18 protein-coding genes and 5 pseudogenes are annotated in these 22,975 nt (G+C 72.7%); 12 read left to right on the top strand and 11 right to left on the bottom strand.

Going from position 1 to position 22,975, the window contains the following annotated elements; all coding sequences use genetic code 11:
* Positions 1-25: 25 nt before the first annotated feature.
* The 3 genes from E4N63_RS18475 to E4N63_RS18485 form a co-directional block, all read right to left on the bottom strand.
* On the bottom strand, positions 26-259 hold the full coding sequence (locus tag E4N63_RS18475) for a DUF397 domain-containing protein (RefSeq protein WP_125625669.1): 234 nt from the start codon (positions 257-259) through the stop codon (positions 26-28).
* A 334-nt stretch (positions 260-593) separates the two neighbouring features.
* The gene (locus tag E4N63_RS18480) at positions 594-1,451 is read right to left on the bottom strand and encodes a helix-turn-helix transcriptional regulator (protein ID WP_125625670.1); all 858 of its coding nucleotides are present in this window, start codon (positions 1,449-1,451) and stop codon (positions 594-596) included.
* 386 nt (positions 1,452-1,837) lie between these two features.
* The gene (locus E4N63_RS18485) at positions 1,838-2,566 is read right to left on the bottom strand and encodes a GPP34 family phosphoprotein (protein ID WP_039824511.1); all 729 of its coding nucleotides are present in this window, start codon (positions 2,564-2,566) and stop codon (positions 1,838-1,840) included.
* A gap of 282 nt (positions 2,567-2,848) precedes the next feature.
* Between E4N63_RS18485 and E4N63_RS18490 the strand changes: the two genes are divergently transcribed.
* From E4N63_RS18490 to E4N63_RS18510, 5 genes and pseudogenes are all read left to right on the top strand, one after another.
* On the top strand, positions 2,849-6,004 hold the full coding sequence (locus tag E4N63_RS18490; RefSeq protein WP_230241200.1) for a D-alanyl-D-alanine carboxypeptidase: 3,156 nt from the start codon (positions 2,849-2,851) through the stop codon (positions 6,002-6,004).
* A gap of 293 nt (positions 6,005-6,297) precedes the next feature.
* The gene (locus tag E4N63_RS18495) at positions 6,298-6,687 is read left to right on the top strand and encodes a hypothetical protein (protein ID WP_125625672.1); all 390 of its coding nucleotides are present in this window, start codon (positions 6,298-6,300) and stop codon (positions 6,685-6,687) included.
* A 3-nt stretch (positions 6,688-6,690) separates the two neighbouring features.
* Positions 6,691-7,353, top strand: a pseudogene (locus E4N63_RS31195) (caspase family protein); the annotation flags it as partial.
* Positions 7,354-7,726: 373 nt separating this feature from the next.
* Positions 7,727-9,793, top strand: coding sequence for a substrate-binding domain-containing protein (locus tag E4N63_RS18505; protein WP_308188712.1), 2,067 nt, complete (start codon positions 7,727-7,729; stop codon positions 9,791-9,793).
* A gap of 116 nt (positions 9,794-9,909) precedes the next feature.
* Positions 9,910-11,361 carry an extracellular solute-binding protein gene (locus tag E4N63_RS18510; RefSeq protein WP_230241202.1) on the top strand — a complete coding sequence of 484 codons (1,452 nt, stop codon included), beginning with the start codon at positions 9,910-9,912 and terminating at the stop codon, positions 11,359-11,361.
* Positions 11,362-11,468: 107 nt separating this feature from the next.
* Here the strand turns inward: E4N63_RS18510 and E4N63_RS18515 are convergent, their stop codons facing one another.
* Positions 11,469-12,227, bottom strand: coding sequence for a DUF4232 domain-containing protein (locus E4N63_RS18515; protein ID WP_230241203.1), 759 nt, complete (start codon positions 12,225-12,227; stop codon positions 11,469-11,471).
* Positions 12,228-12,407: 180 nt separating this feature from the next.
* Between E4N63_RS18515 and E4N63_RS18520 the strand changes: the two genes are divergently transcribed.
* Positions 12,408-13,937 carry a helix-turn-helix transcriptional regulator gene (locus E4N63_RS18520; protein ID WP_230241204.1) on the top strand — a complete coding sequence of 510 codons (1,530 nt, stop codon included), beginning with the start codon at positions 12,408-12,410 and terminating at the stop codon, positions 13,935-13,937.
* Positions 13,938-14,001: 64 nt separating this feature from the next.
* Here the strand turns inward: E4N63_RS18520 and E4N63_RS18525 are convergent, their stop codons facing one another.
* Positions 14,002-14,382 (bottom strand): helix-turn-helix domain-containing protein, encoded by a 381-nt coding sequence (locus E4N63_RS18525; protein ID WP_230241205.1) that lies wholly within the window; start codon positions 14,380-14,382, stop codon positions 14,002-14,004.
* A gap of 140 nt (positions 14,383-14,522) precedes the next feature.
* On the opposite strand from E4N63_RS18525, the gene E4N63_RS18530 reads away from it, so the two are divergent.
* Positions 14,523-14,930, top strand: a complete 408-nt coding sequence (locus tag E4N63_RS18530) for a RidA family protein (RefSeq protein WP_125626578.1) — start codon at positions 14,523-14,525, stop codon at positions 14,928-14,930.
* A 203-nt stretch (positions 14,931-15,133) separates the two neighbouring features.
* Here the strand turns inward: E4N63_RS18530 and E4N63_RS18535 are convergent.
* The 4 genes and pseudogenes from E4N63_RS18535 to E4N63_RS18550 all read right to left on the bottom strand — a co-directional run.
* Positions 15,134-17,356, bottom strand: a pseudogene (locus tag E4N63_RS18535) (UvrD-helicase domain-containing protein); the annotation flags it as partial.
* A 232-nt stretch (positions 17,357-17,588) separates the two neighbouring features.
* Entirely contained in the window at positions 17,589-17,795 is a 207-nt protein-coding gene (locus tag E4N63_RS18540) for a DUF397 domain-containing protein (RefSeq protein ID WP_230241206.1), read from the bottom strand.
* Between the two features lie 35 nt (positions 17,796-17,830).
* Positions 17,831-18,037 (bottom strand): DUF397 domain-containing protein, encoded by a 207-nt coding sequence (locus E4N63_RS18545; protein ID WP_230241207.1) that lies wholly within the window; start codon positions 18,035-18,037, stop codon positions 17,831-17,833.
* Positions 18,034-18,921 (bottom strand): helix-turn-helix transcriptional regulator, encoded by an 888-nt coding sequence (locus tag E4N63_RS18550; protein WP_230241208.1) that lies wholly within the window; start codon positions 18,919-18,921, stop codon positions 18,034-18,036. Before E4N63_RS18550 ends, E4N63_RS18545 begins: the two co-directional genes overlap by 4 nt.
* 149 nt (positions 18,922-19,070) lie before the next feature.
* On the opposite strand from E4N63_RS18550, the pseudogene E4N63_RS18555 reads away from it, so the two are divergent.
* Positions 19,071-19,558, top strand: a pseudogene (locus E4N63_RS18555) (ATP-binding protein).
* Positions 19,559-19,562: 4 nt separating this feature from the next.
* Positions 19,563-20,047: pseudogene (locus tag E4N63_RS18560) on the top strand (N-acetyltransferase family protein).
* Position 20,048: 1 nt separating this feature from the next.
* Here E4N63_RS18560 and E4N63_RS18565 read toward each other — a convergent pair.
* A pseudogene (locus E4N63_RS18565) lies at positions 20,049-20,681 on the bottom strand (MerR family transcriptional regulator); the annotation flags it as partial.
* A gap of 328 nt (positions 20,682-21,009) precedes the next feature.
* Between E4N63_RS18565 and E4N63_RS18570 the strand changes: the two are divergent.
* From E4N63_RS18570 to E4N63_RS18580, 3 genes are read left to right on the top strand one after another with little or no spacing between them, the layout of a single operon-like run.
* Complete coding sequence (locus E4N63_RS18570) at positions 21,010-22,023, top strand: RNA polymerase subunit sigma-70 (RefSeq protein ID WP_230241209.1); 1,014 nt, start codon at positions 21,010-21,012, stop codon at positions 22,021-22,023.
* 3 nt (positions 22,024-22,026) lie between these two features.
* Positions 22,027-22,278, top strand: a complete 252-nt coding sequence (locus E4N63_RS18575; protein WP_230241210.1) for a hypothetical protein — start codon at positions 22,027-22,029, stop codon at positions 22,276-22,278.
* A 13-nt stretch (positions 22,279-22,291) separates the two neighbouring features.
* Positions 22,292-22,744 (top strand): DUF6069 family protein, encoded by a 453-nt coding sequence (locus E4N63_RS18580; protein WP_230241211.1) that lies wholly within the window; start codon positions 22,292-22,294, stop codon positions 22,742-22,744.
* 6 nt (positions 22,745-22,750) lie between these two features.
* Here the strand turns inward: E4N63_RS18580 and E4N63_RS18585 are convergent, their stop codons facing one another.
* Positions 22,751-22,921, bottom strand: a complete 171-nt coding sequence (locus E4N63_RS18585) for a hypothetical protein (protein WP_230241212.1) — start codon at positions 22,919-22,921, stop codon at positions 22,751-22,753.
* Positions 22,922-22,975 lie beyond the last annotated feature (54 nt).

A 22,975-nucleotide genomic window follows, 5' to 3' on the forward strand; every position in this document is an offset into this window, starting at 1 on the left:
GCGGCGCGGTCACCGCGGTGGGTGGTCAGCCCAGGCCGGTGGTCCGGTGGCCGAGGTCGGCGAGGAAGGTCTGCCAGGAACTTCCGGAGAAGCTCAGGGACGGGCGGGTGAGGTCCTTGGAGTCCCGGACCGCGACGGCTTTGGGGACACGGGCGGCGACCTCGACGCAGTTGCCGTTGCCGGAGTAGGACGACTTCGTCCAGGCGCCGCTGAGGCCCTGTGCGCGGGGGGTTGCGGAGGTGACGGGTGGTACAGCCATGATTGCTCCGATGGCTTCGCGGGTTGATGTGACGCCCGCGGCGCCCGGGCCGCAGTCGGCATCCGGGAGTCGGGGCGTGAGCGACGCTACGGGCTCACCCCACCCCCACCGGAAGTCCCATCACCCGATCGAATGGCATATGCGGTTATCTCTGCCGCCCTCCGGACAGGGGCGTGTACCCTACCCCGGCGCCGCCACCCCTTGGACGTCCGGTGGTTGACGGGACGTCACCGTGCCGACACCCGGGCCCGATACAGCTGGAGACGCCGCTCCCGCGGCCCTTTCCCGGCCGGCCTCCCCGCCACGTCGGACGGGCCGCGCTGCGCCGCGCCGCTCAACTGGCGTACTCCTTGGCCAGCTCGATCATGAACTGCCGGGTGCGCTCCGGGTGGTGGGCCTGCGCCCGCAGATGCTCGTACATCACGCTGTAGTGCTGCACCTCCGCGTGCTTCTCCAGGTAGAGGTCGCTGGTGACGCCCTCCAGGTAGACCACGCTGGAATCCGCCGCGTCCGAGAACTCCAGCAGCGAGAAGGTGCCCACCATGCCCGGGTGCGCGCCCACCGAGTACGGGAGCACCTGCACCGTCACATGCGGGCGGTGGCTCAGCTCGATCAACTGCTCCAGCTGTTCCCGCATGATCCGCGGGCTGCCGACGACCCTGTGCAGCGCCGACTCGTCCACCACCGCCCAGAAGCGCAGCGGCGAGACGGGGTCGTGGATGCGCTCCTGGCGCTTCATCCGGACCTCGACCCGCTTCGCCTTGTCGGCCGGGGCGGCCTCCGGCTCGATGCGCTCGATCACGGCCTCGGCGTACTCGCGGGTCTGGAGCAGCCCGGGGACGAGCAGCGACTCGTAGTTGCGGACGGACGCGGCGTCCGTCTCCAGGCCGATGTAGACGCTGTAGGGGATGTCGCCGAAGGCGTGCCACCAGCCCTGCTGCCGCGATTCCTTGGCCATCTGCATCAGGGAGTCGACGACGCGCTGGTCCTCGACCTCGTAGACCCCGCAGAGGTCCCGCACATCGCGCTGGCTGATGCTGCGGCGGCCGTTCTCCAGCCTGCTGATCTTGGACTGGGAGACCAGCAGCCGCTCCGCGACGGCCTCCGCCGTCATGCCCTTGAGCTCGCGGAGCCGGCGCAGCTCCTGGCCCAACCGGCGACGCCTGACCGTGGGATTGACATGGGACGCCACGAGGCCGCACCTCCGACTCGAAACCGCTGTTTTTCCAGCAGCCTGCCACTGCCGACCGCGGCGGCGCTGGGAAACGGCGACAGAGGGTCGCCCTCCGGACACCTCGGGCGATGGCCGCACCGCCGCGAGTGCGGACATACCCGGATACGCCGCGCGCGGACGGCGGACCGGGCGCCTCTCCTGGCTTCCGGCCCACCGCCCGCGCGTTCCGGCGGCTCCCGGACCGGCTCGTGGAGACGGCGGTCCGGTCGGTGGGTGGGTGGGTGGGTGGTGCTGTCCGATTCGATGATGGTTGGGGTGTCGGGTACGGACCGGGGTGCGGATGCCGCCCCGGCGCACCGGTGCCGGGGGTGCTCCGAGCCCGCTGTGGCCGGAACGGGCCCGGACTAACGGGCCGCGGCGCGCGCCATGCTCCCGCGCCGGGCCTGTGGCGGTACGCCCGCCGGGTCGCCCGGTCCTCCCCGGGCCGACGCCGGTCGCCGCGGCTGCACGGCCACACCGTTCTGCACGTCCATCACGGCGTGTGCCACGAGCCCGCCCATCGGGTCGTGCCGGATCAGATCCCGCAGCCTGGATCGGCAGGACCTGCCCTCGTTGCCCGGGTAGAGGTGCTTGCCGAGCCCCACCGCGTGGGCGAGCGCGGCCAGCGCCGCGGTCCGCGGGTCCGGCGGTACACCGGTGCGGATCGCGTTGTCGAGCCGGTTCCTGATGTCCCGGCTGATGGCCGTCTCCGTCGCCTGGTAGCGAGTCGTCGGCAGTACCCCGCACATCTGTCCGGCCACGGCATGCACCATGCCGCACCGCTCCAGATGCGTGAGATACGTCTGGCGCAGCCCCAGCCGGGGCCCGCCGATCCAGTGGACGGCGCGCACCGGGCTGCCGCGACGGCGCAGCAGTTCGAGCGCGGAGTCCAGTGTCGGATCTCCTGTCGGCCGTGGCAGCACCACGGCGATACGATCCCCGTCAGGGGCTATCCGTCCTGCCAGAGCCAGCTCCACTAGCTGTGCCCCGGCAAGACCGAGGTCGAGCGACTGCGGCTGCGCCGTGGTTCCCGTGGCCGGGTCCAAGGCCAGCAGCAGAAGCTCCTCCGGAATTGTTCTGCGGCTCCTGCCCATCCATGCCTCCCCGCGTGGATGTCTGACAGGGTGACCCCTCTCACAATGGTCTGTCGAGAGTGCCTGGGGACTTTGTGAGGGAACCGTTAGGTATGTCGTCCTCGTCTAGCCACCGGGCGGGTGCCTCTGGGGGGCGGAAACCGGATCGCGGCGGTCCGATGACCGGAGCGGAGGGCTCCGGGCTGGACACTGGTGGTGCGGATCAGCAGTGGCGCGCGGTGCCGTCGGATCATACGGGGTCCCCGCGGCACGTTGGACAGCAGTACGTATGGAGGAGGCACGGTGGCGGGCGAGTCCCCCGGTAGGTCGGAGCAGCGGAAGTCATCGGGGGCGACGGCGGAAGCGGAAGCCGGGCGAGACCCGCGCCTCGCCGTATTCGGAACCCGGCCGGGCGGCGCGGAGGCGGGCGCGGACGGCCGGGACGGCGCGGACGGCGCGGACGGCGCGGACAGTCCCGAGGGCGCCGGCGGCAAAGACGGCGGAGACGGCGCGGAAGTCCCGGCGACGGGGGGTGCCGCGGCGAAGGCGGTCCCCTCGCAGGGCGGCGCCGCCCCGGAGGACACGGCCGCGGAGGACGAAGCCCCGGGGGATGAGGCTGCGGACGGCGAGACGCCGGACGGCGAGGCTGCGGACGGCGACGCGGACGAAGCCGCCTCCCCGAAGGCCGGCACGGAGAGTGACGGCGCCGGGACCGGCACGGCCGGGAACGCGCGGGAGACGGCGGAGCAGGGGGACGAACGGCTGCGGGAGGCGGTCGCGGCCTGGGTCGCCACGAGCGACGGCGAGCGGCCCGCGGAGGACACCGCACAGGACACCGCAGGGGACACCGCCCCGGAGGGGAAGGCGGGCGCACCCGCCGGACCGGCCGCCGACACGGTCGAGGAGGACGCGGCAGGGCGCGCGGACCTGGTGACGGCAGCCTTCGGCGGCCTCCGCGCCGCCCGCGCCGAGTCCTCGGACCGCGGCGGACCCTCCGGCGCCGGGGCTTCGGCCGAAGGCGGCGGGGACCGGGGGACGATGGTCTTCGGCAGGCCGCTCCCGGACGACGAGGAGCGCGAAGCCACCGGCCCGTCCGGCCCCTCCACCGGGGAGACCGCGGACGACGCGGGCACGGTGGACGCCGAGGAGAGGCCGGACCCGGACGGAACCACCGAGGACCGGGACGGGTCCGAACCGCTTGCGAAGGCGAAGGCGAAGGCGAAGGCGGCGGCGACGCCAGCCGCGCCGGAGGGCGGAGACGAGGAGGCACCCGCCGGCTCGGCGCAGGACGGGAAGCCCTCGGAGGACGCGGACAAGGCCCGCCCCGGGGAGAGCGGCACGGCCGCGTCGCTGGGCACGGAGAGCCCGGGCACGGAGAGCCCGAAGAAGCCTGAGAGCGCCGGGAGCGCACCGAGCACGGAGAAGACCGAGACGGCCGAGAAGACCGAGAGCAGCGAGGGCACTCCGGACCACGGCAGCGCCGACGCGGGCGGAGGTGCGGCAGGAGCCGCGACGGGCGGTGGCGGCTCCGGGGGCAAGCCCGTGGACCAGCCGACAGCGGTCTTCCGCGTGCGGAAGCCGGGCGAGCCGGACGGTTCCGGACCGGCCGGCGGAACCGCGGAGCCCGGCGCCGACGGGCCCGGGGACGGTGACACCGAGCCCACCGCCGGTGATGGGGACCGGAAGGGTACGGCTGGAGCAGTCGCGAAGCCGGTCGCGGACAAGGCGGTCGGCGGACGGCCGGAATCCGGGAAGTCCGGCGACGGCAAGTCCGGCGACGACAAGTCCGGAAGCGCAAAGCCGGAGGCGGCGACTCCGGAGACCGCCAAGTCAGAACCCGGAAAGCCCGAATCCGGCAAACCCGACGACGGCAAGCCCGAGCCCGGCAAGCCCGAGCCCGCCAAGTCGGGGGCCGCCGAGCCGGCCGTCGGGCGGACCAGCACGTTCGTGCCGTTGCAGTCCGCCGACAGCGCGCCCCGTACGCCCGCGCCGTCCAAGACCCCGTCCTCCGGGCCGTCCTGGGCGGCGCGCCCGGACGCGGCTCCGGCGGACTCCGCGAGCGGCAGCGGCGCGTCCGGCGCACGGGCCGAGGCCGGGGCCGGGGCCGGGGCCGCGGCCACCGCCGCCCCCGAAGCCGCCCCCGCCGGGGAGTCCGAGGTCGAGCGGACCAAGCAGCAGCCGCTGCCCCCGCTCGACCTGCTGGCCAAGCTCACCAACACCCCGCCGCCGCCGGAGACTCCGCTGCGCACGCTGGTGCGCCGGGTCAAGATCTGGACACCGCTGGTCCTGCTCCTCCTGATCGTGTTCGCGATCGCACAGTCCATCCGTCCGCTGCCGGAGCCCGAGCTGCGGCTGACGGCGGCCTCGGAGTACGCCTTCAAGGGCCAGAAGCCGTCCCTGCCCTGGCCGGACGAGGGCCAGGCGTATGTGGAGATCGACGGCCTCGGCAGCCTCGGCTCCTCGGGCGAGGAGAAGCCCGTCCCGATCGCCAGCGTCGCCAAGGTGATGACCGCGTATGTCTTCCTGCGCGAGCACCCGGTGAAGAAGGGCGACGAGGGCGTGAAGATGAAGGTCGACGCCCAGGCCGTGGAGGACTACGAGACGGGCAAGGCTGACAGCGAGTCCGTGGTGCGGCTGACGGAGGGCCAGACGCTCTCGGAGTACGAGGCGCTGGAAGCGCTGATGCTCCCCTCCGCCAACAACGTGGCCCGGCTGATGGCCCGTTGGTACGAGAAGGAGAACGGCGAGGACTTCGTCGCCGCGATGAACGACGCCGCCAAGGACCTCGGCATGAAGAACACCACCTTCACCGACCCCAGCGGTCTGGAGAAGACGACGGTGAGCACGGCCAAGGACCTGGTGAAGCTGGGCAAGGCCGCGATGGCGATCCCGGTCTTCAAGGAGATCTCCGCGAAGCCGTTCTACATCGACAGCAATGACGACAAGCAGCTCAACTACAACCGCCTGATCCCCTACACCGGCATCGGCATCAAGACCGGCACCAGCACCGCCGCGGGCGGCAATCTGCTCTTCGCCGCGGAGCAGGAGATCGCCGGGACGAAGCAGCTGATCGTCGGCGCGGCGCTGGGCCAGTACAAGGTGCCGGCCATCGACTCGGTGACGGAGGTCAGCAAGCAGCTGATCGAGTCCGCGCAGGCGGTGCTCACGGACGCCAAGGTGGTGGAGAAGGGCCAGGTCGTCGGCCATGTCGACGACGGTCTGGGCGGCACGGTGCCGGTGGTCGCCACCGAGGACGTCACGGCGGTCGGCTGGCCGGGGCTCACGGTGGAACTCGCCCTCAGCGACGGCGGGAAGACCGTTCCGCACGAGGCGGAGGCGGGCACCGAGGTCGGCCTCCTGACGGTCGGCAGCGGGCCGGGCCAGGTGAAGGTCCCGGTGGCGCTGGGGAAGGCCAAGGAGGAACCGGGCTTCGGCAGCAAGCTGACCAGGATTCTCTGAGCGACACGGAGGCCCGGAACGCCGGGACGACAGAACGCCCGACCGCCCGACCGCCCGCCCGCCCGGACCGGCCTCTCGGTCCGGGCGGTCGCCTTCGCGGACGAGGAGGCGACCGCGGTCGGGGGCTGCGCCCTGCCCTCCCTTACCCCATCCGCGGCCCCGCCGGTCAGGATCCGGCCAACTGACACCCAAGTCAGTCCGATTGGCTGTGTGTCACAGGACACAGACGTATCGTGTTCACCGGGCACAGGTCGACCGAGCGGGGGCTGGCGGCAGTGAGAATCCGGATCGGTGTGGACGGGGTCGCGGACACCGGCAGAGAACTGCACGGCATCGCCGGCTGGCTCGGGGACGACACGGCCTTCACCGACCACTGGCGGTTCACGGAGGAGCCGGCACCGGGCCGGGCCGGCCTGGTGGAAGCCATCGTGGTCACCGTCGTCTCGAACATCGCGGCCGCCACGCTGCACGAACAACTGAACGCCCTCTTCGGCGGGTTGGCGGGCTGGCTGCGGAGCCGCCGACGGCTCGGATCCGGCGGCGACGACATTGTCGTCCGGGTCGAACTGGAGGGCCGGGACCCGCTGCGTTTCACGGCGGCCGAGCTGGACGAACTGGGCGTCCCCGAAATCGTCGACCGCGTCCGGGCGGAGCTGGAGGCCGGCACGGCCGGTGAGGCCTAGGCCATGACCCGGTTCCGGCCCGACCCGCCTCCACCCTCCTCCCCGGGCACATCCGGACAGCCGCACGCCCACGATCGTGACCACACACCCGGACACGGCGATGACCGGAAACCCAGTCCCGGCCCCGGCCAGAGCTCCGGCCACAGCCATGGCCACCGACACAGCCACGGCCACAGCCCCGGACGCCCCTACCCCGACCCGGCCCGCTCCCGGGCCCTTCTCGTCGGGGCGCCGTCCGCGCCGGGCTTCGAGACGCTGCGCTATGTGAAGCGCGATCTGGAGGACCTCAAGGCCGCGCTCTCCGAGGAGCCGCACGGCATCCTCCGTCCGGACCGCGTCGAGGTGCTGCACTCCCCGCGCCGCGCCGAGTGGCTGGCCGCGCTCGAACGGGCGGGCCGGGACGCCACGGACCTGCTGTTCTTCTACTTCGTGGGCCACGGCTACCGCGCCCCGCACGGCAGGCAGGTGCTCCATCTGCTGACGGAGAACTCGGACGTCCGCGGGGATCTGCCGGCCACGGCGGTTCTCTGGCCGGACGTGCTCGAACGGCTCGCGCCCGGCAGCTTCCGGCACGCCGTCCTCGTCCTCGACTGCTGCTACTCGGGCACGGCGGCGACCAGCGGCACGCTGCTGACGGGCGAGGGGTACTACGTGCTGGCCTCCTCGCAGCCGACCAGGACCCAGCCCGTCGACGGAGTGGCCGGCACACCGCCGCGCAGCCGCTTCACCCACGCCGTCATCACCGCCATGGCGGAGGGCGGCGAACCGGGATCCCCGGGACTGAGCATGCAGGACCTCTACCAGTGGCTCCGCCGGGAGACCCGCCGCTGGCCCAAAGGGCTGGAGGACGGCTGGGGTCCCAGGAGCGGCAGCAGCGGCGACGGACCCGGGGTGCTGATCTCGCGCGCCGTCCGCCCGGGACCGCCCGCCCCACCGCCCGCCGGTCGTACCCCCGCCGCTTCCGGACCCGCAACCCTCCCTGCCGGCCCGGCTGTTACGCCGGCTGAGGGAGGCGGGTGGAGCCAGGGGCGTCGCGGTCGTGAGCGTCCGCGCCGTCTCCCGGCGGTGGAAACCGGCGGCCCTGGTGCTGGGCGCCCTGCTGCTGCCGGCCGCGCTGTACGCGTACGCGGGCACGGACGAGCCGGACGGTCCCGGCTGCGCCCCGCCGACGGAACTGCGCGTCATGACCGGCGCCGAGACCCGGACGGCCGTGACCCGGGCCGCCAACGCCTACATGCGCAGTGACGCCAACCGCAAGCCGCTCGGCCCGGACGACGGGGAGCCGGCGCACTGCCGCCGGGTGAACCTCACCGTCTACGAGGCGGGGCCGGGCGAGACGGCGGAGGCGTTCGCGGCCTCCGTCCTCTGGGAGGGCTACGACAGCGCCAAGGGCGCCGACCACCGGGGTTCCGGCACCGGCACGGGCGGCATCCCCGCCGGAGCGTGCCGGCCCTCCGTACGGAACTCGTCTCCGGCCGGGGCGGACGGCGCGGACGGGGACGAGCAGGCCGAGGGCGGCCCGAAGAAGGACGGCCGGAAGAAGGACGGCCGGGCCGCGGAGGACCCGGAGGGCCGGAAGGCCGGCACCGGCGAGGACATGGACGCCGCCTGCCCCGACCCGCTGCGCGACGTGGGCCCGCAGCCGGACGTCATCCTCGCCGGCTCCAGCACGGAACTCGGCCGGATCGAGGGCAGCCTGCGCCGGGCCCCGGGCCCCGCGGCCGTCAAGTCCTACCGGACGGTGGGCCATTCGCCGCTGGTCCTCGCCGTCCCCGCCGCCCTGGAGCCGCGGCTGCGGGAGGCCGGGGCCCACCGCACCGGCAGCAGCTGGGACGAACTCCTCGCAGCCCTGGAGGAGGTGGAACCCGGCCTGCCGCTCCTCCGTCCCGACCCCGACTCCTCCGGCACCGGGCTCCAGCACACCGTCGGCCTGTACGAGGCGCCCGACGGCCGGTTCGCGGGCGGCGCGAACCGGGACGCCGAGCAGATGGAGAAGCGGCTCGGCGGCCGCTCCGTCCCGGCGGCCGACGCGGACACCCTGCTCTGCGACCTCACCCGGGAGGCGGCGGACCGCGACGGCCCGGGTCTCGGCCACGCGGCGGCGCTCGTCGCGGAGAAGCACGTCGCGGACTTCAACCTCGGGGACCGTCCCGGCGCCGACTCGTCCTGCGGCAACAGCCGGCCCGCGGACGACGAGGCGCGGTTGCTGGCGTACTACCCGGAGGGGGTGCCCTGGATGGACTTCCAGGTGGCCGAGGTCGCGTGGCAGGGTGCGGGCGACGCGGAGCGGCGGTCGGCGGCGGTCGGGGCGTTCCAGCGCTGGCTCGCGGGGGAGGGCAGCGGGCGGCTGCTGGGCGGCCTGGTCCGCGGTTCCGACTCCGGCGGCCTCCCGTTGCCGCCGTCCGGCGAGGCGTGGAAGGACCCCGGGGAGAGCGGCGTGCTGCCGGACGTCCCCTTCGTGCGCGAGGTCCCCGGCCATCTCGTCGCCGACGCCGTGGTCGCGGACTACACCCGCACCCGCGACCCCGGCCAGGTGCTCTTCCTGGTGGACGTCTCCGGTTCCATGGCCGGGGGCGGCAAGCGGGAACTGGCGGCCGACGCGCTGCGGCGCGCGCTGCGCAGGCTCGGCCCCCAGGACAGCTATGGCATCCGGTCGTACCCGAAGTCGGCGGCGGAACCGGCCCAGGCGGAGGAGGTCGTCGGGCGGAACACCCCGGGCGACGACCAGGCGCGGGCCCAGAACTGGGCCAGGGACCTGCCCGGGCAGCGGGTGGTCCCGGAGGGGGCGGCGGTCTACGAGGTCCTGACGCGCGCCCTGCGCGACACCCGGGGCGACGACCGGCCGCTGATCGTCCTCATCACGGACGGGGACGACCGGCCCCGGCACGACTCCGACGCGGTGGCCTTCAAGGCCATGGAGGAGGAACGGACCAGGGAGGGCAGCGCCGACGTGCTGGTGCTCTCCACCCGGCTGGAGGGCTGCACCGCCGAGATCCAGGGGTTCAAGAACCCCCAGGACCGCGCCGAGTGCTTCGCCGGGGAGGACGCCGCGAAGAAGCTGGCCGAGCAGGTGGCCGGCGCGGTGCGGGGCAGGGCGGCGCGGTGAGGAAGCGGGGGCCGGTGCGGAACGGCCGGGCACGGTGCGGGGGAGTGACGGACGGCAGGGGCGTGCGGCGCGGCGCGGGGCCGGCGGCTCCGGCGCCACGCGCACCGTCCGTGGCCTTGACGGCAGCCCTGGCCACTCTGGCAGCGCTGGCCGCCCTGACCGGTTGCGGCAGCGGCGGGGACGACCGGCCCGGCCCGGAGCCGTCCGGAGCGAAGCGGGTACTCCGGCTGGCCACGGCCTCGGACGTCTCCCAGGAGCCGGTGCGGCAGAACCTCATCAGGGCGTGGGACGCCGCCCGGCCGGACGTGGAGGTGGAGTTCGTCCATCTGCCCACCGCCACCGACGACGCCCGCAGCCAGCTCGTCGCCACCCTGCAGGGCGACAAGGCCGCCTACGACCTCGTCAACATGGACGTGACCTGGACCGCCGAGTTCGCGGCCGGCGAGCTGATCCGGCCCCTCGACGGGGACCCGCTGCAGGGCATGTGGGAGCAGGTCGCCAGCACCGCCCGGTACGGCGAGGACATCTGGGCCGTCCCGTTCAACACCGACGCCGCGCTGCTCTACTACCGCACGGACGTCTGGCGGGACCGGGACTGGAAGCCCCCGCGGACGTGGCGCGATCTCGAACGGGCCGCGGCCGCGGCCACGGACGGGGCCCAGGTCACCGAGGTCTTCGAGCACGGCTACGCCACCCAGCTCGGCGAGTACGAGGGGCTGACGGTCAACACCCTGGAGTCGGTCTGGGCGAGCGGCGGTGAACTCGTCGTGAAGAAGGACGGGTCGGCGACGGCGTACGAGGTCCGCGCCGCCACCCCGCGGACCGAGGCCGGGCTGCGGAACCTCGCCGACCGCTACCGGCGGATCATGCCCCCGGAGGTCCGGCGCGCCACGGAGCTCGACACCCTGCGCATGTTCGAGCGGGGCGAGGTGGCCTTCATGCGCAACTGGCCCTACGTCTACAACGTGCTGGACGCGAAGATGGCGGGCAAGTTCGGCGTCGTCCCGCTGCCCGGGCCGAAGGGGCGCGGCGCCTCCGTGCTCGGCGGCCAGAACCTCGCGATCACGGCGGGCAGCGAGAACGCCGGCCCGGCCCGGGAACTGCTCGACCACCTGGCCGCGCCCGAGCAGCAACGCTGCCTGCTGGACGGGGGATTCGCGCCGGTCCTGAAGGCGTCCTACGAGCCGGAGGGCCCGAAGTGCTCCCTCACGGGCAGCGCGGCACCGGGCGGCGGTGCGGACGGCGAAGGCGGTGAGACGGACCGGACGGCGGAGGCGGGGAAGTCGGGAGAAGCGGGGAAGCCCGGAGAGCCGGGAGAGCCGGGGGAGGAGGCCGCGGAGCCGGACTCGGGGCCCGGCCCCGGCCCCGACGGCCTCCCGCCGTACACCCGCGCCCTCAAGGAGGCCCTGGGAACCGCCCGCCCGCGCCCCGTCACCCCGTACTACGCGGCGTTCACGGAGCTGATCCAGACGGAGGTCCACCCGTCCCTGCGGCAGAACCCGGACGAGGGCACGGTCGCCTCGGAACGGCTCGACAAGGAACTCCGGCAGGTCATGAAGGGCGGCTGACACCGGGGGCCGCGACGGCGACCGCGGCCCCCGGTGCCGGGATCGGGATCGTGGCACCGGGCGGTACCCGGCCGGGACGTGGCCGGGCGGCCGGCGCCCGGGCCGGGTCACCAGGTCAGCGCGGTTGCCGCATCCGTCTGCCAGTACGTGACGGCGGCCCCGTCGTTGACGGTGACGCCCTCGCCCGGGAGCGGCAGCTTCACCATGGAACCCGTCGAACCACCGTTCCGGGCGGCGAACAGGACGTCCAGCCGCCGGGACCGGAGGTCCTCCCCGCCGTCCGGCACCCAGGTGAGGATGCCCGCGTAGGCGGACTCGCCCGGTGCGAGGGTGACGACGGCCTGCGGCTTGCTGTCCTCCACGATCGCGAGGGCCGACTGCGCGCTCTCGTCGAACCGCAGGAGCGGGGCGCTGTACGCGAAGCAGGGTGCGGTACCGGTGTTGGTGGCGGTCAGCAGCAGGTGGTTGATGGGGCGCGACACCTCGCTGACGGTGACCTCGGTGTTGGCGGCGGAGCAGGTCACCGGCTTCCGGCCCGCCTTGCCGGACCGGGACCCGGAGGCGGCGGCCCCCTTCGCGCTGTCCTTGTCGGCGGCGGATCCGGCGGGTACCGCGTTGATGCCGTCCCCGTTGCCGTCCCCGACCCCGTTTCCGTCCTCGTTGCCGTTCCCGGAGCCGGACTTGCCCTTCCCCGCCGGCTCCTGCGGCGTACCGCCGCCCTGCTCCCCGGCCGCACTCGACGAGGCCGGGCCCTCGCTCTGCACGCCCCCGCCGTCGGCACAGGCGGTCAGCGAGAGCGCAGCGAGAGCCGCGGAGGCCGCCGTGGAGACGAGGCGTGTGCGGGAGCGGTGGATGACTGCGGACATGGTGATTCCCCTAACAGGACACGCGGTGCGGAGCACGGGCTCGACCGGCGGGCGGGAGCCCCGTGCTTGGATGTCCTCAGCTTGTGCCGCGATCCGTTCCAGCCGGTAGTCATGACGGGGGTTCTGGAGGGCTGGAACGTTCGGAGCGGTGCTGACCAGGGGAAATGACCCTCCCCTCGAATGCGTGAATGGGATGGAGACCAAGTGGGGACGGCGGAGGAGAAGGCCGGGTTCGCCGAGCTGTTACGGGGGCTGAAGGACCGCTCGGGGCTCAGCTACGGCACGCTGGCGAAGCGTCTGCACATGAGCGCGTCGACACTGCACCGCTACTGCAACGGCGACGCCGTGCCGGCGGATTACGCACCGGTGGAACGCCTCGCACGGCTGTGCAAGGCCACGCCGGACGAGCTGGTCGAGGTGCACCGCCGGTGGGTGGTGGCGGGCGCCGCCCGCGACCGCGAACGCAGGGCGGCGGCAGCGGCGGCGGGTACGGCCCAGTCCGACGGCACGGCCGCACCGGGCCGCGAGACGCCGAACGCCCCCGCCGACGGTCTGCCCCGCCCCGGGGCCCGGGCGGGAGCCGCCGGAGCCACGGGGTCTGCGGCGCCTGCGGGATCCGCCCGGGACGCCGGAACCGCTCAGGACGCGGGGTCTGGTGGGGCCACCTCACCTACCGCACCCGGTGACGACGCCGCGCCCACCGACGAATGCGGCACCGCGGACCCGGACTCGGCCGGCCCTCTCCGTCCCCGTCCCCATCCCGCTTCCCGTGCCCGCAGCCGCACCCGGCGCTTCGGGCGCAAGGCCGTGCTCGGTGCTTCCGCCGCCGCCCTGGCTCTCGCCGCGACGGCCGCGCTGGTGAGCCTGGTGCCTGACGGACAGTGGGGCGAGCGGCGGTCGGGCTCGGCATCCGCCGCCGACAGCGCCGCCGGCGGGACCGCGGCGGAGGACAAGAACGGCACGTCGCCCTCCCCTTCGCCTTCTGTCTCCTCCTCCGACGGTGGCGCGAGCCCGTCGGCCCCCGCTCGCGGAAGGCCGAAGCCCGATGAATCCGGGGACCCCTCTCCGGGCGGAAACCCCGGCCGGAACGCGGCGCGTGGGCAGACGGGCGCCGCCCCGCTCGCGGTGACCGCCCGTGCGCATGCCTGGGAACACCCCTGTTCCGCGAGGTACTTGATCAATCGCCCGCCGGAGAAGGTCTCGCCGCCGCCCGCGGTGCAGGAAGCCCCGGGCTGGGTGAACGCGCTGGGGGCTGTCGCGGCGGACGAACACCGGGTCGAACTCACCGTGCAGGGCACCGGCGAGAAGACGGTGGTGCTTCAGGCCCTGCGCGTCCGCGTGGTGGAGCGCGCGGGCGTGCCGGCCTGGAACGCGTACCGGATGGGTATCGGCTGTGGGGGCGACGTCCCCACGAGGACGTTCGCCGTCGACCTGGCGGCGGGCAACCCGGCGCCCGTGCCGAAGGCCGGCCAGCGCGACTTCCCGTACAAGGTGAGCGAGAGCGACCCGGAGGTTCTGTACGTCACCGCCGAGGCCGACTCCCAGTACGTGAGCTGGTACGCGGAGCTGGAGTGGTCGAGCGGCGGCCGCCACGGGATTCTGCGCATCGACGACAACGGCAAGCCGTTCCGCACCACGTCCGCGAAGGGCCGCCCGGACTACGGCTACCCGCTGGGCGGCGACGGCTGGATCACCCCGCTGGATGACTGACCGCTGCCGGGGCGGCCGGCCCCGGGCGGCGGCCGGCATCCGGATGTTGCGCTCGCTCCGCCCGTCAGCTGTCGAAGCGGTGGCGGGCGGCTTCGATGTGGCCGAGGTACCGGTGGGTCCAGTCGCACATGCCGTCGACCGTCTTCCTCAGGGCCGTGCCGGCCTCGGTGAGGGTGTACTCGACGCGCGGTGGCACGGTGGGGTGCACCGTCCGGGAGACCAGGCCGTTGCGCTCGAGCATGCGCAGGTTCTGGGTGAGCATCTTGTGGCTGATGCCCTCGATCTCGTTCCGCAACTCGCTGAAACGCAGCGTGCGGTCCCCGAGTATTTCGGTGATCAGCAACGCCCATTTGTTGGCGACGTCCGAGAAGATCTCCCGCGCCAGGGAGTCCGCGCGCAGCAGATCCGCTTCATCGGGTGAGCCCGTGAACTGCTTGGTCACCATGAGGTTCCCCAGTCACTGAAAAGTGCGTTCTTCCATGTCAGCCGCCACTCTCCTACGGTTCCCGAGTAACCACAAGAGAGCGCCTGCTCCGTGGTGACGAGGAATGAACCCACGGGTTCCTACGACAAGGAGACGGACAGATGGCCATCACCCTGGTGAACCCCAGCGGCCTGCCGGAGATCGACGTGTACCGGCAGGTGTCGGTCGCGACCGGGTCGAAGCTGGTCTTCATCGCCGGGCAGGTCGCCTGGGACGCCGAGGGCGCCACGGTCGGCGAGGGCGACCTCGCCGCGCAGGTCGAGCAGTGCTACCTCAACGTCGGCACGGCCCTGGCCGGGGTTGGCGCCGGCTTCGACGACGTGGCGAAGCTGACCGTCTACGTCGTCGACTGGACCCCCGACAAGATGCCCCTGCTCCTGGAGGGAATCTCCCGGGCGGCCGGGAAGCTGAAGGTCACCCCGGCCCCGCCGGCCACCCTGCTGGGCGTCGCGGCACTGGACGTCCCCGAACACCTGGTGGAGATCGAAGCCACCGCGGTCATCGACTGAGCAGGGGGCGCCGCCCCGACGCTGCGGCGAAGCCGGGAGGGCCCGGAGGGGGCCGGTCCGGGGCCGGGGCAGGGTCCGGCTGCCCCACCCCGGCCCCGGCTCCCGGGCCCGGCCCCGCGGCTCAGCCCCGGACAGCCGGCCCCGACCCCCGGCTCACCCCTCGGCCGACGCCCCCACCTCACCCCCGCCCCCGTCGCGAGCCCGGCCTCCAGCCCTTCCGGCAGCGCCGCCGCGTGGACGATGCCCAGCCGCTGCGTCGCCCGGGTCAGCGCCACATACAGATCGCTCCCCCCGAACTCCGCCGGTTCCACGACGATCACCGCGTCGAACTCCAGCCCTTTCGCCTGCCGCGGGCCGAGCACCACCACCGGGCGGGTCAGATCCGGCCGGGGCCCGGCGGAGGACTCCGGCAGCGCGGCGGCCAGCGTCTCCACCAGCTCCCCGGGCGCGATCACGGCGAGCCGTCCCTGCCCGGCCGCGTCACCGAGCTGTGCGGCCTCCCGGTCCACCGCCGCGGCGACGGCGTCCGCCAGCTCCTTCTCCTCCGCCACCCGGTGCGCCCACGGCGCGCTGCCCGTCGTACGGATCGAACGCGGCGGCCGGAACGACGGGTCGACGGCCCGCAGCACCCCGGCCGCGACGTCCATGACCTGGCTGGGCGTGCGGTAGTTGACCCCCAGCCGGACGTGCTCCCACCGCTCGCCCACATACGGCTGAAGGATCCGTTCCCACGAGCCGCAGCTCCCGGGCTCGGCGGTCTGCGCCGGGTCGCCGACCAGGGTCATGGAACGGGTCGGGCAGCGCCGCATCAGCAGCCGCCACGCCATCGGGGACAGCTCCTGCGCCTCGTCCACGATGATGTGCCCGAACGCCCAGGTGCGGTCCGCCGCCGCGCGTTCGGCGGCGCTGCGGTGGTCCGCCTCCTCGGCACGGTCGGCCAGCCGTTCGGCGTCGATCAGGTTGTGCGCGGCCAGCACCTCCGAGTCCTCGTCGTCGCGGTCCTCGAACTCCTGGGTCCGGGAGCCGTACGACAGGTCCAGCACGCCCTGCGCGTAGGCGACGCGCTCCTGCCGCTCGGCCTCGGCGCGGGCGCGGGCCGCCGAGTCGTCCTCGCCGAGCAGTTCGGCGGCCTCGTCCAGCAGCGGGATGTCGGCCGTGGTCCACTCACCGCCGGTGCGCCGGATGGCCTCGGCGTCGGCCTCCGGCAGATGGACGGGGTCGGCGAGGAACCCGGCGACCAGCTCCTGCGGCGTCAGCAGCGGCCACAACTCATCGATGGCCGCCTGCACCTCGCTGCTCGCTGCGACGGAGATGCCGAGCTGGGCGATGTCGTCCGGGCCGAGGAAGTTGGGACCGCCGAACGGGTCGGCGCCGATGCGGTCGGCGAGCTGGGCGGTCAGCTCGTCGATGACGCGGAACGCGAAGTGCGGCCGGGCGAGGTTGTGCGGCAGCTTCGTCTCGCGGGCCTGGTGGCGGGCGAGGGTCACGATGTCGGCGTCCAGCAGCAGATCACCGTCCTCGGTGCCGATGACGGTCCCGGGCTCGGGCAGCGTCTGCCGGTCCCGTACATACCGGGCGAGGACGTCGGCCATCTCGGCCCGGCCCTTGACCTCGGCGGCCTCGGGGGTGTCCGTCGCGGTGGCGGTGACGCCGGGGAACAGCTCGCCGGGGGTGGCCATCAGCACGCCCGTCTCGCCGAGCGAGGGCAGCACCTCGCCGATGTAGCCGAGGAAGGCCGGGTTGGGCCCGACGATCAGCACGGCGCGGCGGGCCAGCAACTCCCTCTGGGCGTAGAGGAGATACGCGGCCCGGTGCAGCGCGACGACGGTCTTGCCCGTGCCGGGCCCGCCCTCCACCACCAGCACGCCCCGGTGCGGCGCGCGGATGATCCGGTCCTGCTCGGCCTGGATGGTCTGCACGATGTCGTGCATCCGGCCCGTGCGGGCCGCGTCGAGGGAGGAGAGGAGCACGGCGTCGGCGTCGGTGCCCTCGTGGCCGGTGCGCTCGCTGTCGCCCAGGTCGAGGATCTCGTCGTGGAGGGCGGTGACCTTCTGACCCTCGGTGGTGATGTGCCGCCGGCGGCGCAGCCCCATCGGAGTGTGTCCGGTGGCGAGATAGAACGGCCGCGCGACATCGGCCCGCCAGTCGATCACGAGCGGGGTGCGCTCGGCGTCGTCGCGGCGGATGCCGATCCGGCCGATGTGGTGGTCCGGGCCGTCCCGGAACACCAGCCGCCCGAAGCAGAGCCCGCGCTCACCGGCGTTGAACGCCGCCAGCAGCCCCGACTGCTCGGCCACCATGACGTCCCGCTCCAGCCGCGCCTGGAACGTGCCGCCGCCCGCTTCCCCGGCGGGGGCCATGGCCGAGCGCAGCGCGGCCTCGGCCTGTTCCCGCAGCTCTTCGAGCCGCGCGTACAGCACATTCATGAATTCCTGCTCGCGACCCAATTCCGCGTTTGACAATGCAACTCCCACCCCGATATGATGACTCCATAAAGCTTCTCCGTGCCACCGTTCGGTCTGGACACGGAAACCTCTAATATACGCAAAGAAATACCCCGGACGTCAATTGCGTCCGGGGTATTTCTTTTCGCACGAACAGCGGCGTGGTGGACAACCCGGGCCGCGACAGGGGCCGCCCGAGGGCGAGGATCCGCGGTCAGCCCTCGGCGGCGAAGCGGACGAAGCCGGCCCACGCGCCGGACCTGAACGCAAGCCTTGGGCCCTGTGGATCCTTGGAGTCGCGGACGAGGACGGCCCCGGGTGCGGCGGCTACCTCCACGCAGTCGGGGCCGTCGTTGCTGCTGTGGCTGCTCTTGTGCCACTCAAGGGCGGGATCGTCTCCGAGTGAAGGACTGAGGGTCATGTCCTCTCCAACGGATCTTCGGCGGGGTCACGGGGTCAGCGCTCGGCGGTGTACGAGAGGAAGCGGGCCCAGGCGCCGGGCTCGAAGCCGAGCTGCGGTCCTTGGACGTTCTTGGAGTCACGGACCAGGATCGTTCCGGGTATGGCGGCTACCTCGACGCAGGCTGGCCCGTCGTCGGTGCTGTAACTGCTCTTGAGCCACTGCGGCTCGGGACCGTCTTCGACGGAGGGCTTGAAGGTCATGTCTCTCCCAGCGCTTTTTCGATGAAGGCCAACGACTCACGCGGCGTGAGTGCCTGCGCCCGGATGGTCCCATACCGCATCTCCAGAATCTGCACTTCTTTGGGATCTGCGATCAGCCGGCTGGTGAGCTGGACTTCGTTCTGCCCGACTGTCGTGCCGTCCTTGAGCTTCAGCACTCGCAGCGAGCCGCCGAGACCCGAGTGTTCTTCAACCGCTGTGGGCATCACCTGGATCGCTACGTGCCTCAACTGCCCAACATCCAATAGGTGTTCGAGTTGGCGCCGCAGGGCCATTCTGCCCCCGATCGGCCTGCGGAGCGTCGCCTCTTCTTGGACAAAGGTGAGCATGGGAGGAGGCTGCTGCTCAAGAAGCGCCTGCCTGGCCATGCGGGCTGCGACGAGGCGTTCGAGTTCCTCTTCTCCATAGGGCGGTCGCCGCAGGCTGAACAACGCCCGCGTGTACTCCTCCGTTTGCAAGAGCCCGTCGATGACGGTACTGATGTACGCGCCGATCTCGACGGCCTCTGCCTCCAGCCGGGTCAGATCCCGGACCTTCTTCGGGTAGCGGGCCTCCGCCACGTCCTTCGCCATCGCCGCGATCCGGCCGCCGGCCTGGAGTGCCTGGTCCGCGTTCTTCAGGAACTCCGGCTGCGGTACGCGACGGGCGCGCTCCACCGACGACACCAGGTCCTCGCCGTACCCGATGGCCTTGCCCAGCTCCGACTGCTTGAGGCCCGCGGCCTCCCGCCACAGCTTGATCTGGCGGCCGACCGTCCGCAGTACCGCCCCGTCGTCGTCCACGGCGGAATCCCAACAGGCGCTGTCCGCCCCGTCCGTCGTGTACTCCGGACCGCGCTCGCTCGTACCGTTTCCGTCCACGCTCATGAAGACCCCCTTCGTCATGTGTGGAACGGCGGCGTGCGGAGGACGACACGACCGACGGGCGGTACCGATTCCGCACGCGGCCGACACATACGCTGCGTGCCGCCGCCGTTACTGGTCACGGTAGACCTGGAACGGCCACGCTGAGTGACGTGAAGCAAGAAATCACCCGAACCGGAAATTCCGCTCCAGCCCGGGAGTTCAGCGTCCGGCTGTCGCCCACCCGCCGGGGCGCACGGCTCGCCCGCGCCTCGCCGTGGCGCAACTGTGCTCGTGGCAGCTGCCGTACGAGACAGCCGAGCACATCGTGGCCGAGCTGGCCGCCAACGCCGCGCTCCACGGCCGCGTACCGGGGCGCGACTTCCACTTGGCGCTCACCCTCCTGGACGCCGACACGCTCCGTATTGAGGTGACCGACACCCGGGATGACACCCTCCCGTCCGCCCCCGCTCCCCGCCGCTCCGGACCGGACGCGGAATCGGGCCGCGGTCTGCTCCTCGTCGAAGCCCTGGCCGATCGCTGGGGCGTCACCACGGGCCCGCCGCCCCACAAAACCGTCTGGGCCGAGCTCGACCTCTTCGCCCGCAACCGCTCATACGACGCGGCTCGCTGTGACGACGCCAGGGCAGGGACACACTGAGGCCGTGGTGCGTCTGCGGGTTCTCACCGAGCACGACTGGCCGCTGTGGCGGGAGGTCCGCCTCGCCGCGCTGACCGAGGCGCCCCACGCGTTCAAGGCCCGGCTCGCGGAGTGGGACCGGGGTGGCGAGAAGCGGTGGCGTGCCCGCCTGGAGCAGCCGGACGCGTACAACGTCGTCGCGCTGCTGGACGGCCGGCCGTTGGAGTGGCCAGTGGTGTCCCGGGCGACGGCGGGCGCACCTGGGAACTGCGCTCCGTCTGGGTCGGCCCCGGGGCACGCGGCCGGGGCGTCGCGGACCGGCTGCTGGCGGCGGTCGAGCGGCAGGCCCGGCAGGCGGGCGCCACGGAACTGAGACTGGCCGTCATTCCCGGCAACGACGCGGCCATCGCGCTCTACCGGCGACAGGGCTTCATCTCCACGGGGGAGTGGGGAGACGTCCTGTCCGACGGGGTGACACGGGAGCGGGTGATGGTCAAGGCGCTGCGCTGACAGCCACGTGAGCCACCCGTGGATCATCGACGGCGACACTGTCATCGAGTGCCTCCTCGGCGTCATCGATGCGGTCGGAATCCTCCCGCAGCGTGGGATGCGTGGCCAGGACGACGAAGCGGGTGGCCTGGACGGCCGCGCCGAGCGGGCCGAAGATCCGCTCGGTGACCAGCAGACTGTCCAGGTCCGCCTGACGCAGGGAGCCCTCGGGCAGGCCCTTGAGGCGTTCGGTGACGAAGTCGGAGAGCAGGCCCATCCGGCTGCCTTCGGTGCGCATCCGCTGCACGGCGGTCCGCTGCCGCCGCAATTCCGCCTCCCGCTCGGCGAGGGTTTCCTCCAACCGCTCCAGGATGCCCGCGATACCTTCTTCGCTGTCCGCACCGGCGGAAGCCGTGCCGGTGGTGAAGGCGTCACGGATGTCGTCCAGGGCGATCCCGGCATCGGCCATCCTGCGAATCCACAGCAGGCGGATCATGTCCTCGTACCCGTAGCGGCGGCGGTCGTCGCCGCCCCGCTCGGGCTCGGGGAGCAGCCCGATCTCGTGGTAATGGCGAATCGCCCGTGGCGTGCTGCCGGCGAAGGCCGCCGCGTCACCGATCTTGACCCGGCGGGGCGGCATGAAAGACGCATGCATGAGCAGGGACCTTCCTCAAGGCATCGGGGCGTAAGTCCACCGGACCACATGCCGCTGCGGAAGGTGCAACCCCATACACACCGCTCCGCCCAATGTTCTGCGGCGCGAGTTGTCGACACTGCCCACCTGCGGGTTCGTGATCACGCCGGCGAGTGTCGACAGACGACCGTCTGCCGACACTCCGGAGTCGGGTAGCGGGCGGACGTCGTCGGCCTGGATGGCGGGGCATGCCGGCTGCTCAGCCATGCCGACCGACCCTGGTGATGAGTTTTCGCGACCGCACCCGTCACATGTATGACCGGACAGGGTGAGACGGAAGGATGACGTGATGAGCGCGGACACCATGCTGGAGGAGCTGGGTATGAGCGGGCTGGGTACGCGCGGTCTGGGCGAGGCCGACGAGCCGGGGTTTTCGGGGCTGGCCGAGCGGCACCGGCGGGAGCTGCACGTGCACTGCTACCGGATGCTCGGGTCGTTCGAGGACGCCGAGGACACCGTGCAGGAGACGTTCCTACGTGCCTGGCGGCGGCGGGAGACCTTCCAGGGGCGGTCGACGTTCCGGGCCTGGCTATACCGGATCGCCACCAACGCCTGCCTGGACCTGCTCGCCAAGCGCCGCCCCGAGCCCGCGACCGGCGGCGAGGCGCGGTGGCTGCAGCCTTACCCGGACCGGCTGCTCGACGAACTGCCCGCGGGTGACGCGGACGAGCCGGAGACCGTCGCCGTCGCGCGGGAGACGATCGAGCTGGCGTACCTGGTCGCGGTCCAGCACCTCGCGCCGCGCCCGCGGGCCGTGCTGATCCTGCGGGACGTGCTCGGCTGGCCGGCGAAGGACGTCGCGGAACTCCTCGGCGACTCCGTCAACTCCGTGAACAGCGCGCTGCAGCGCGCCCGGGCAGGGATGAGGGAGCACCTGCCCGCGGAGCGGCAGGACTGGACCGGCGGAGAGGAGGACGCCACCATGCGTGAGCTGGTGCACCGCTACACCGAGGCCAGCGTGGCCACGGACGTCAAGGCGCTCGCCTCGATGCTGCGAGACGACGTCCGCTTCTCGATGCCGCCCACGCCCGGCCTGTACGTCGGCCGCGACGCAGTGGTGAACTTCTTGATCGAGAGCGGCTTCGAGGGCATGACCGGCCTGCGCGCCGTTCCCACCTCGGTGAACCGGCAGCCCGCCCTGGCCTTCTACCTCTGGCAGCAGTCCGAGGGCGCGTACCTGCCGCTGACGATCGACGTCCTGCGCGTTACCGGCGGGACGATCACCGAGATCACCACGTTCCACGACGACCAGTTCCCGCGGCTCGGACTGCCGGAGCGCCTGCCGGCCGACGGCACCGAGTAACCGGTGCAAACGCTCGCGCTGCGCGCCGGCGCACGCATCGCCGTGATCGCGGAGGAATGGCACAACGCGTTCTGCGTCGTCACCCGTGGCCGGGTGCAGCTGGAGCTACGTGACGGCGAGCCGGGGCCGGTCCTCGGACACGACGCCGCGTTCTGGCTCCGCGGCACCGGCGTCCGCGCCCTGCACAACCCCTACCGTCGCACGGCCAGGGTGCGCATCATCACTCCGCCCGGAAGCCAGGCCCTTACCGAATGACGAGAGGAACGACATGAACAGCATGAAGGAAACCGCCGTCGTAACCGACCCGGGCGCCGACCGCACCAGCCACCCCCACCGACTCCGCCGCCTCGTCGGCACCGGCTTCATCGCCACGCTCGCAGCGGCGGCGGCCACCACTCTCGCCGCCGCGCTCGCCCGGGCCGCCGGCGCCGACTTCGAGGTCCATGGTGGCGAGACCATCCCGCTGTCCGGCATCGCCGTCGTGGCCGGCTTCTTCTCGGCCGTGGGCATCGTCATTGCCGCCGCCCTGCTGCGCCTGAGCGCTCGCCCCGCCGAGCGATTCGTGTGGACGGCCATGTCGCTGACCGCCATCTCGCTGATCCCGCCCCTTCTCTTCGGGGCAACCACGGCGACCACCACCGCCCTCCTCGGGCTACACCTCGTCCCCGCAGCGGTGATGATCCCGACCCTGACGCGGAGTCTGGGCACCCGAGCGGGTTGACGATCTCTAACGGACATCGCCATCGTCGGTGCCCTCGGCCCGGTCTTCCTCCATCCCGGCCAGGTTCCTGACCGCCCGCAGGCGGGCGCGGTCGGCGAGGGTGGCCGATGGGGCCGAGGGCACCGACGAGGTGCGGGGGCGGGGCACCGTGGATGCCAGGTCGAGGCGCTTGTCCATGTCCAGGCGGAAGGTTGCTCCCCTGTGTCTGGGCTAGGACCTCGGGGCCGAGTA

Origin of the sequence: Streptomyces sp. MNU89 (assembly GCF_020982505.1) — a bacterium.
GTDB lineage: Bacteria > Actinomycetota > Actinomycetes > Streptomycetales > Streptomycetaceae > Streptomyces > Streptomyces xinghaiensis.

Excerpts from the sequence above, each read along its gene's own strand:
- E4N63_RS18530 (WP_125626578.1), top strand. The coding sequence starts at position 14,523 with ATGGCCATCACCCTGGTGAACCCCAGCGGCCTGCCGGAGATCGACGTG.
- E4N63_RS18520 (WP_230241204.1), top strand. The coding sequence starts at position 12,408 with ATGCGTGAATGGGATGGAGACCAAGTGGGGACGGCGGAGGAGAAGGCC.
- E4N63_RS18485 (WP_039824511.1), bottom strand. The coding sequence starts at position 2,566 with ATGGGCAGGAGCCGCAGAACAATTCCGGAGGAGCTTCTGCTGCTGGCC.
- E4N63_RS18525 (WP_230241205.1), bottom strand. The coding sequence starts at position 14,382 with ATGGTGACCAAGCAGTTCACGGGCTCACCCGATGAAGCGGATCTGCTG.
- E4N63_RS18550 (WP_230241208.1), bottom strand. The coding sequence starts at position 18,921 with ATGAGCGTGGACGGAAACGGTACGAGCGAGCGCGGTCCGGAGTACACG.
- E4N63_RS18475 (WP_125625669.1), bottom strand. The coding sequence starts at position 259 with ATGGCTGTACCACCCGTCACCTCCGCAACCCCCCGCGCACAGGGCCTC.
- E4N63_RS18585 (WP_230241212.1), bottom strand. The coding sequence starts at position 22,921 with ATGGACAAGCGCCTCGACCTGGCATCCACGGTGCCCCGCCCCCGCACC.
- E4N63_RS18540 (WP_230241206.1), bottom strand. The coding sequence starts at position 17,795 with ATGACCCTCAGTCCTTCACTCGGAGACGATCCCGCCCTTGAGTGGCAC.
- E4N63_RS18545 (WP_230241207.1), bottom strand. The coding sequence starts at position 18,037 with ATGACCTTCAAGCCCTCCGTCGAAGACGGTCCCGAGCCGCAGTGGCTC.
- E4N63_RS18580 (WP_230241211.1), top strand. The coding sequence starts at position 22,292 with ATGAACAGCATGAAGGAAACCGCCGTCGTAACCGACCCGGGCGCCGAC.
- E4N63_RS18515 (WP_230241203.1), bottom strand. The coding sequence starts at position 12,227 with ATGTCCGCAGTCATCCACCGCTCCCGCACACGCCTCGTCTCCACGGCG.
- E4N63_RS18570 (WP_230241209.1), top strand. The coding sequence starts at position 21,010 with ATGAGCGCGGACACCATGCTGGAGGAGCTGGGTATGAGCGGGCTGGGT.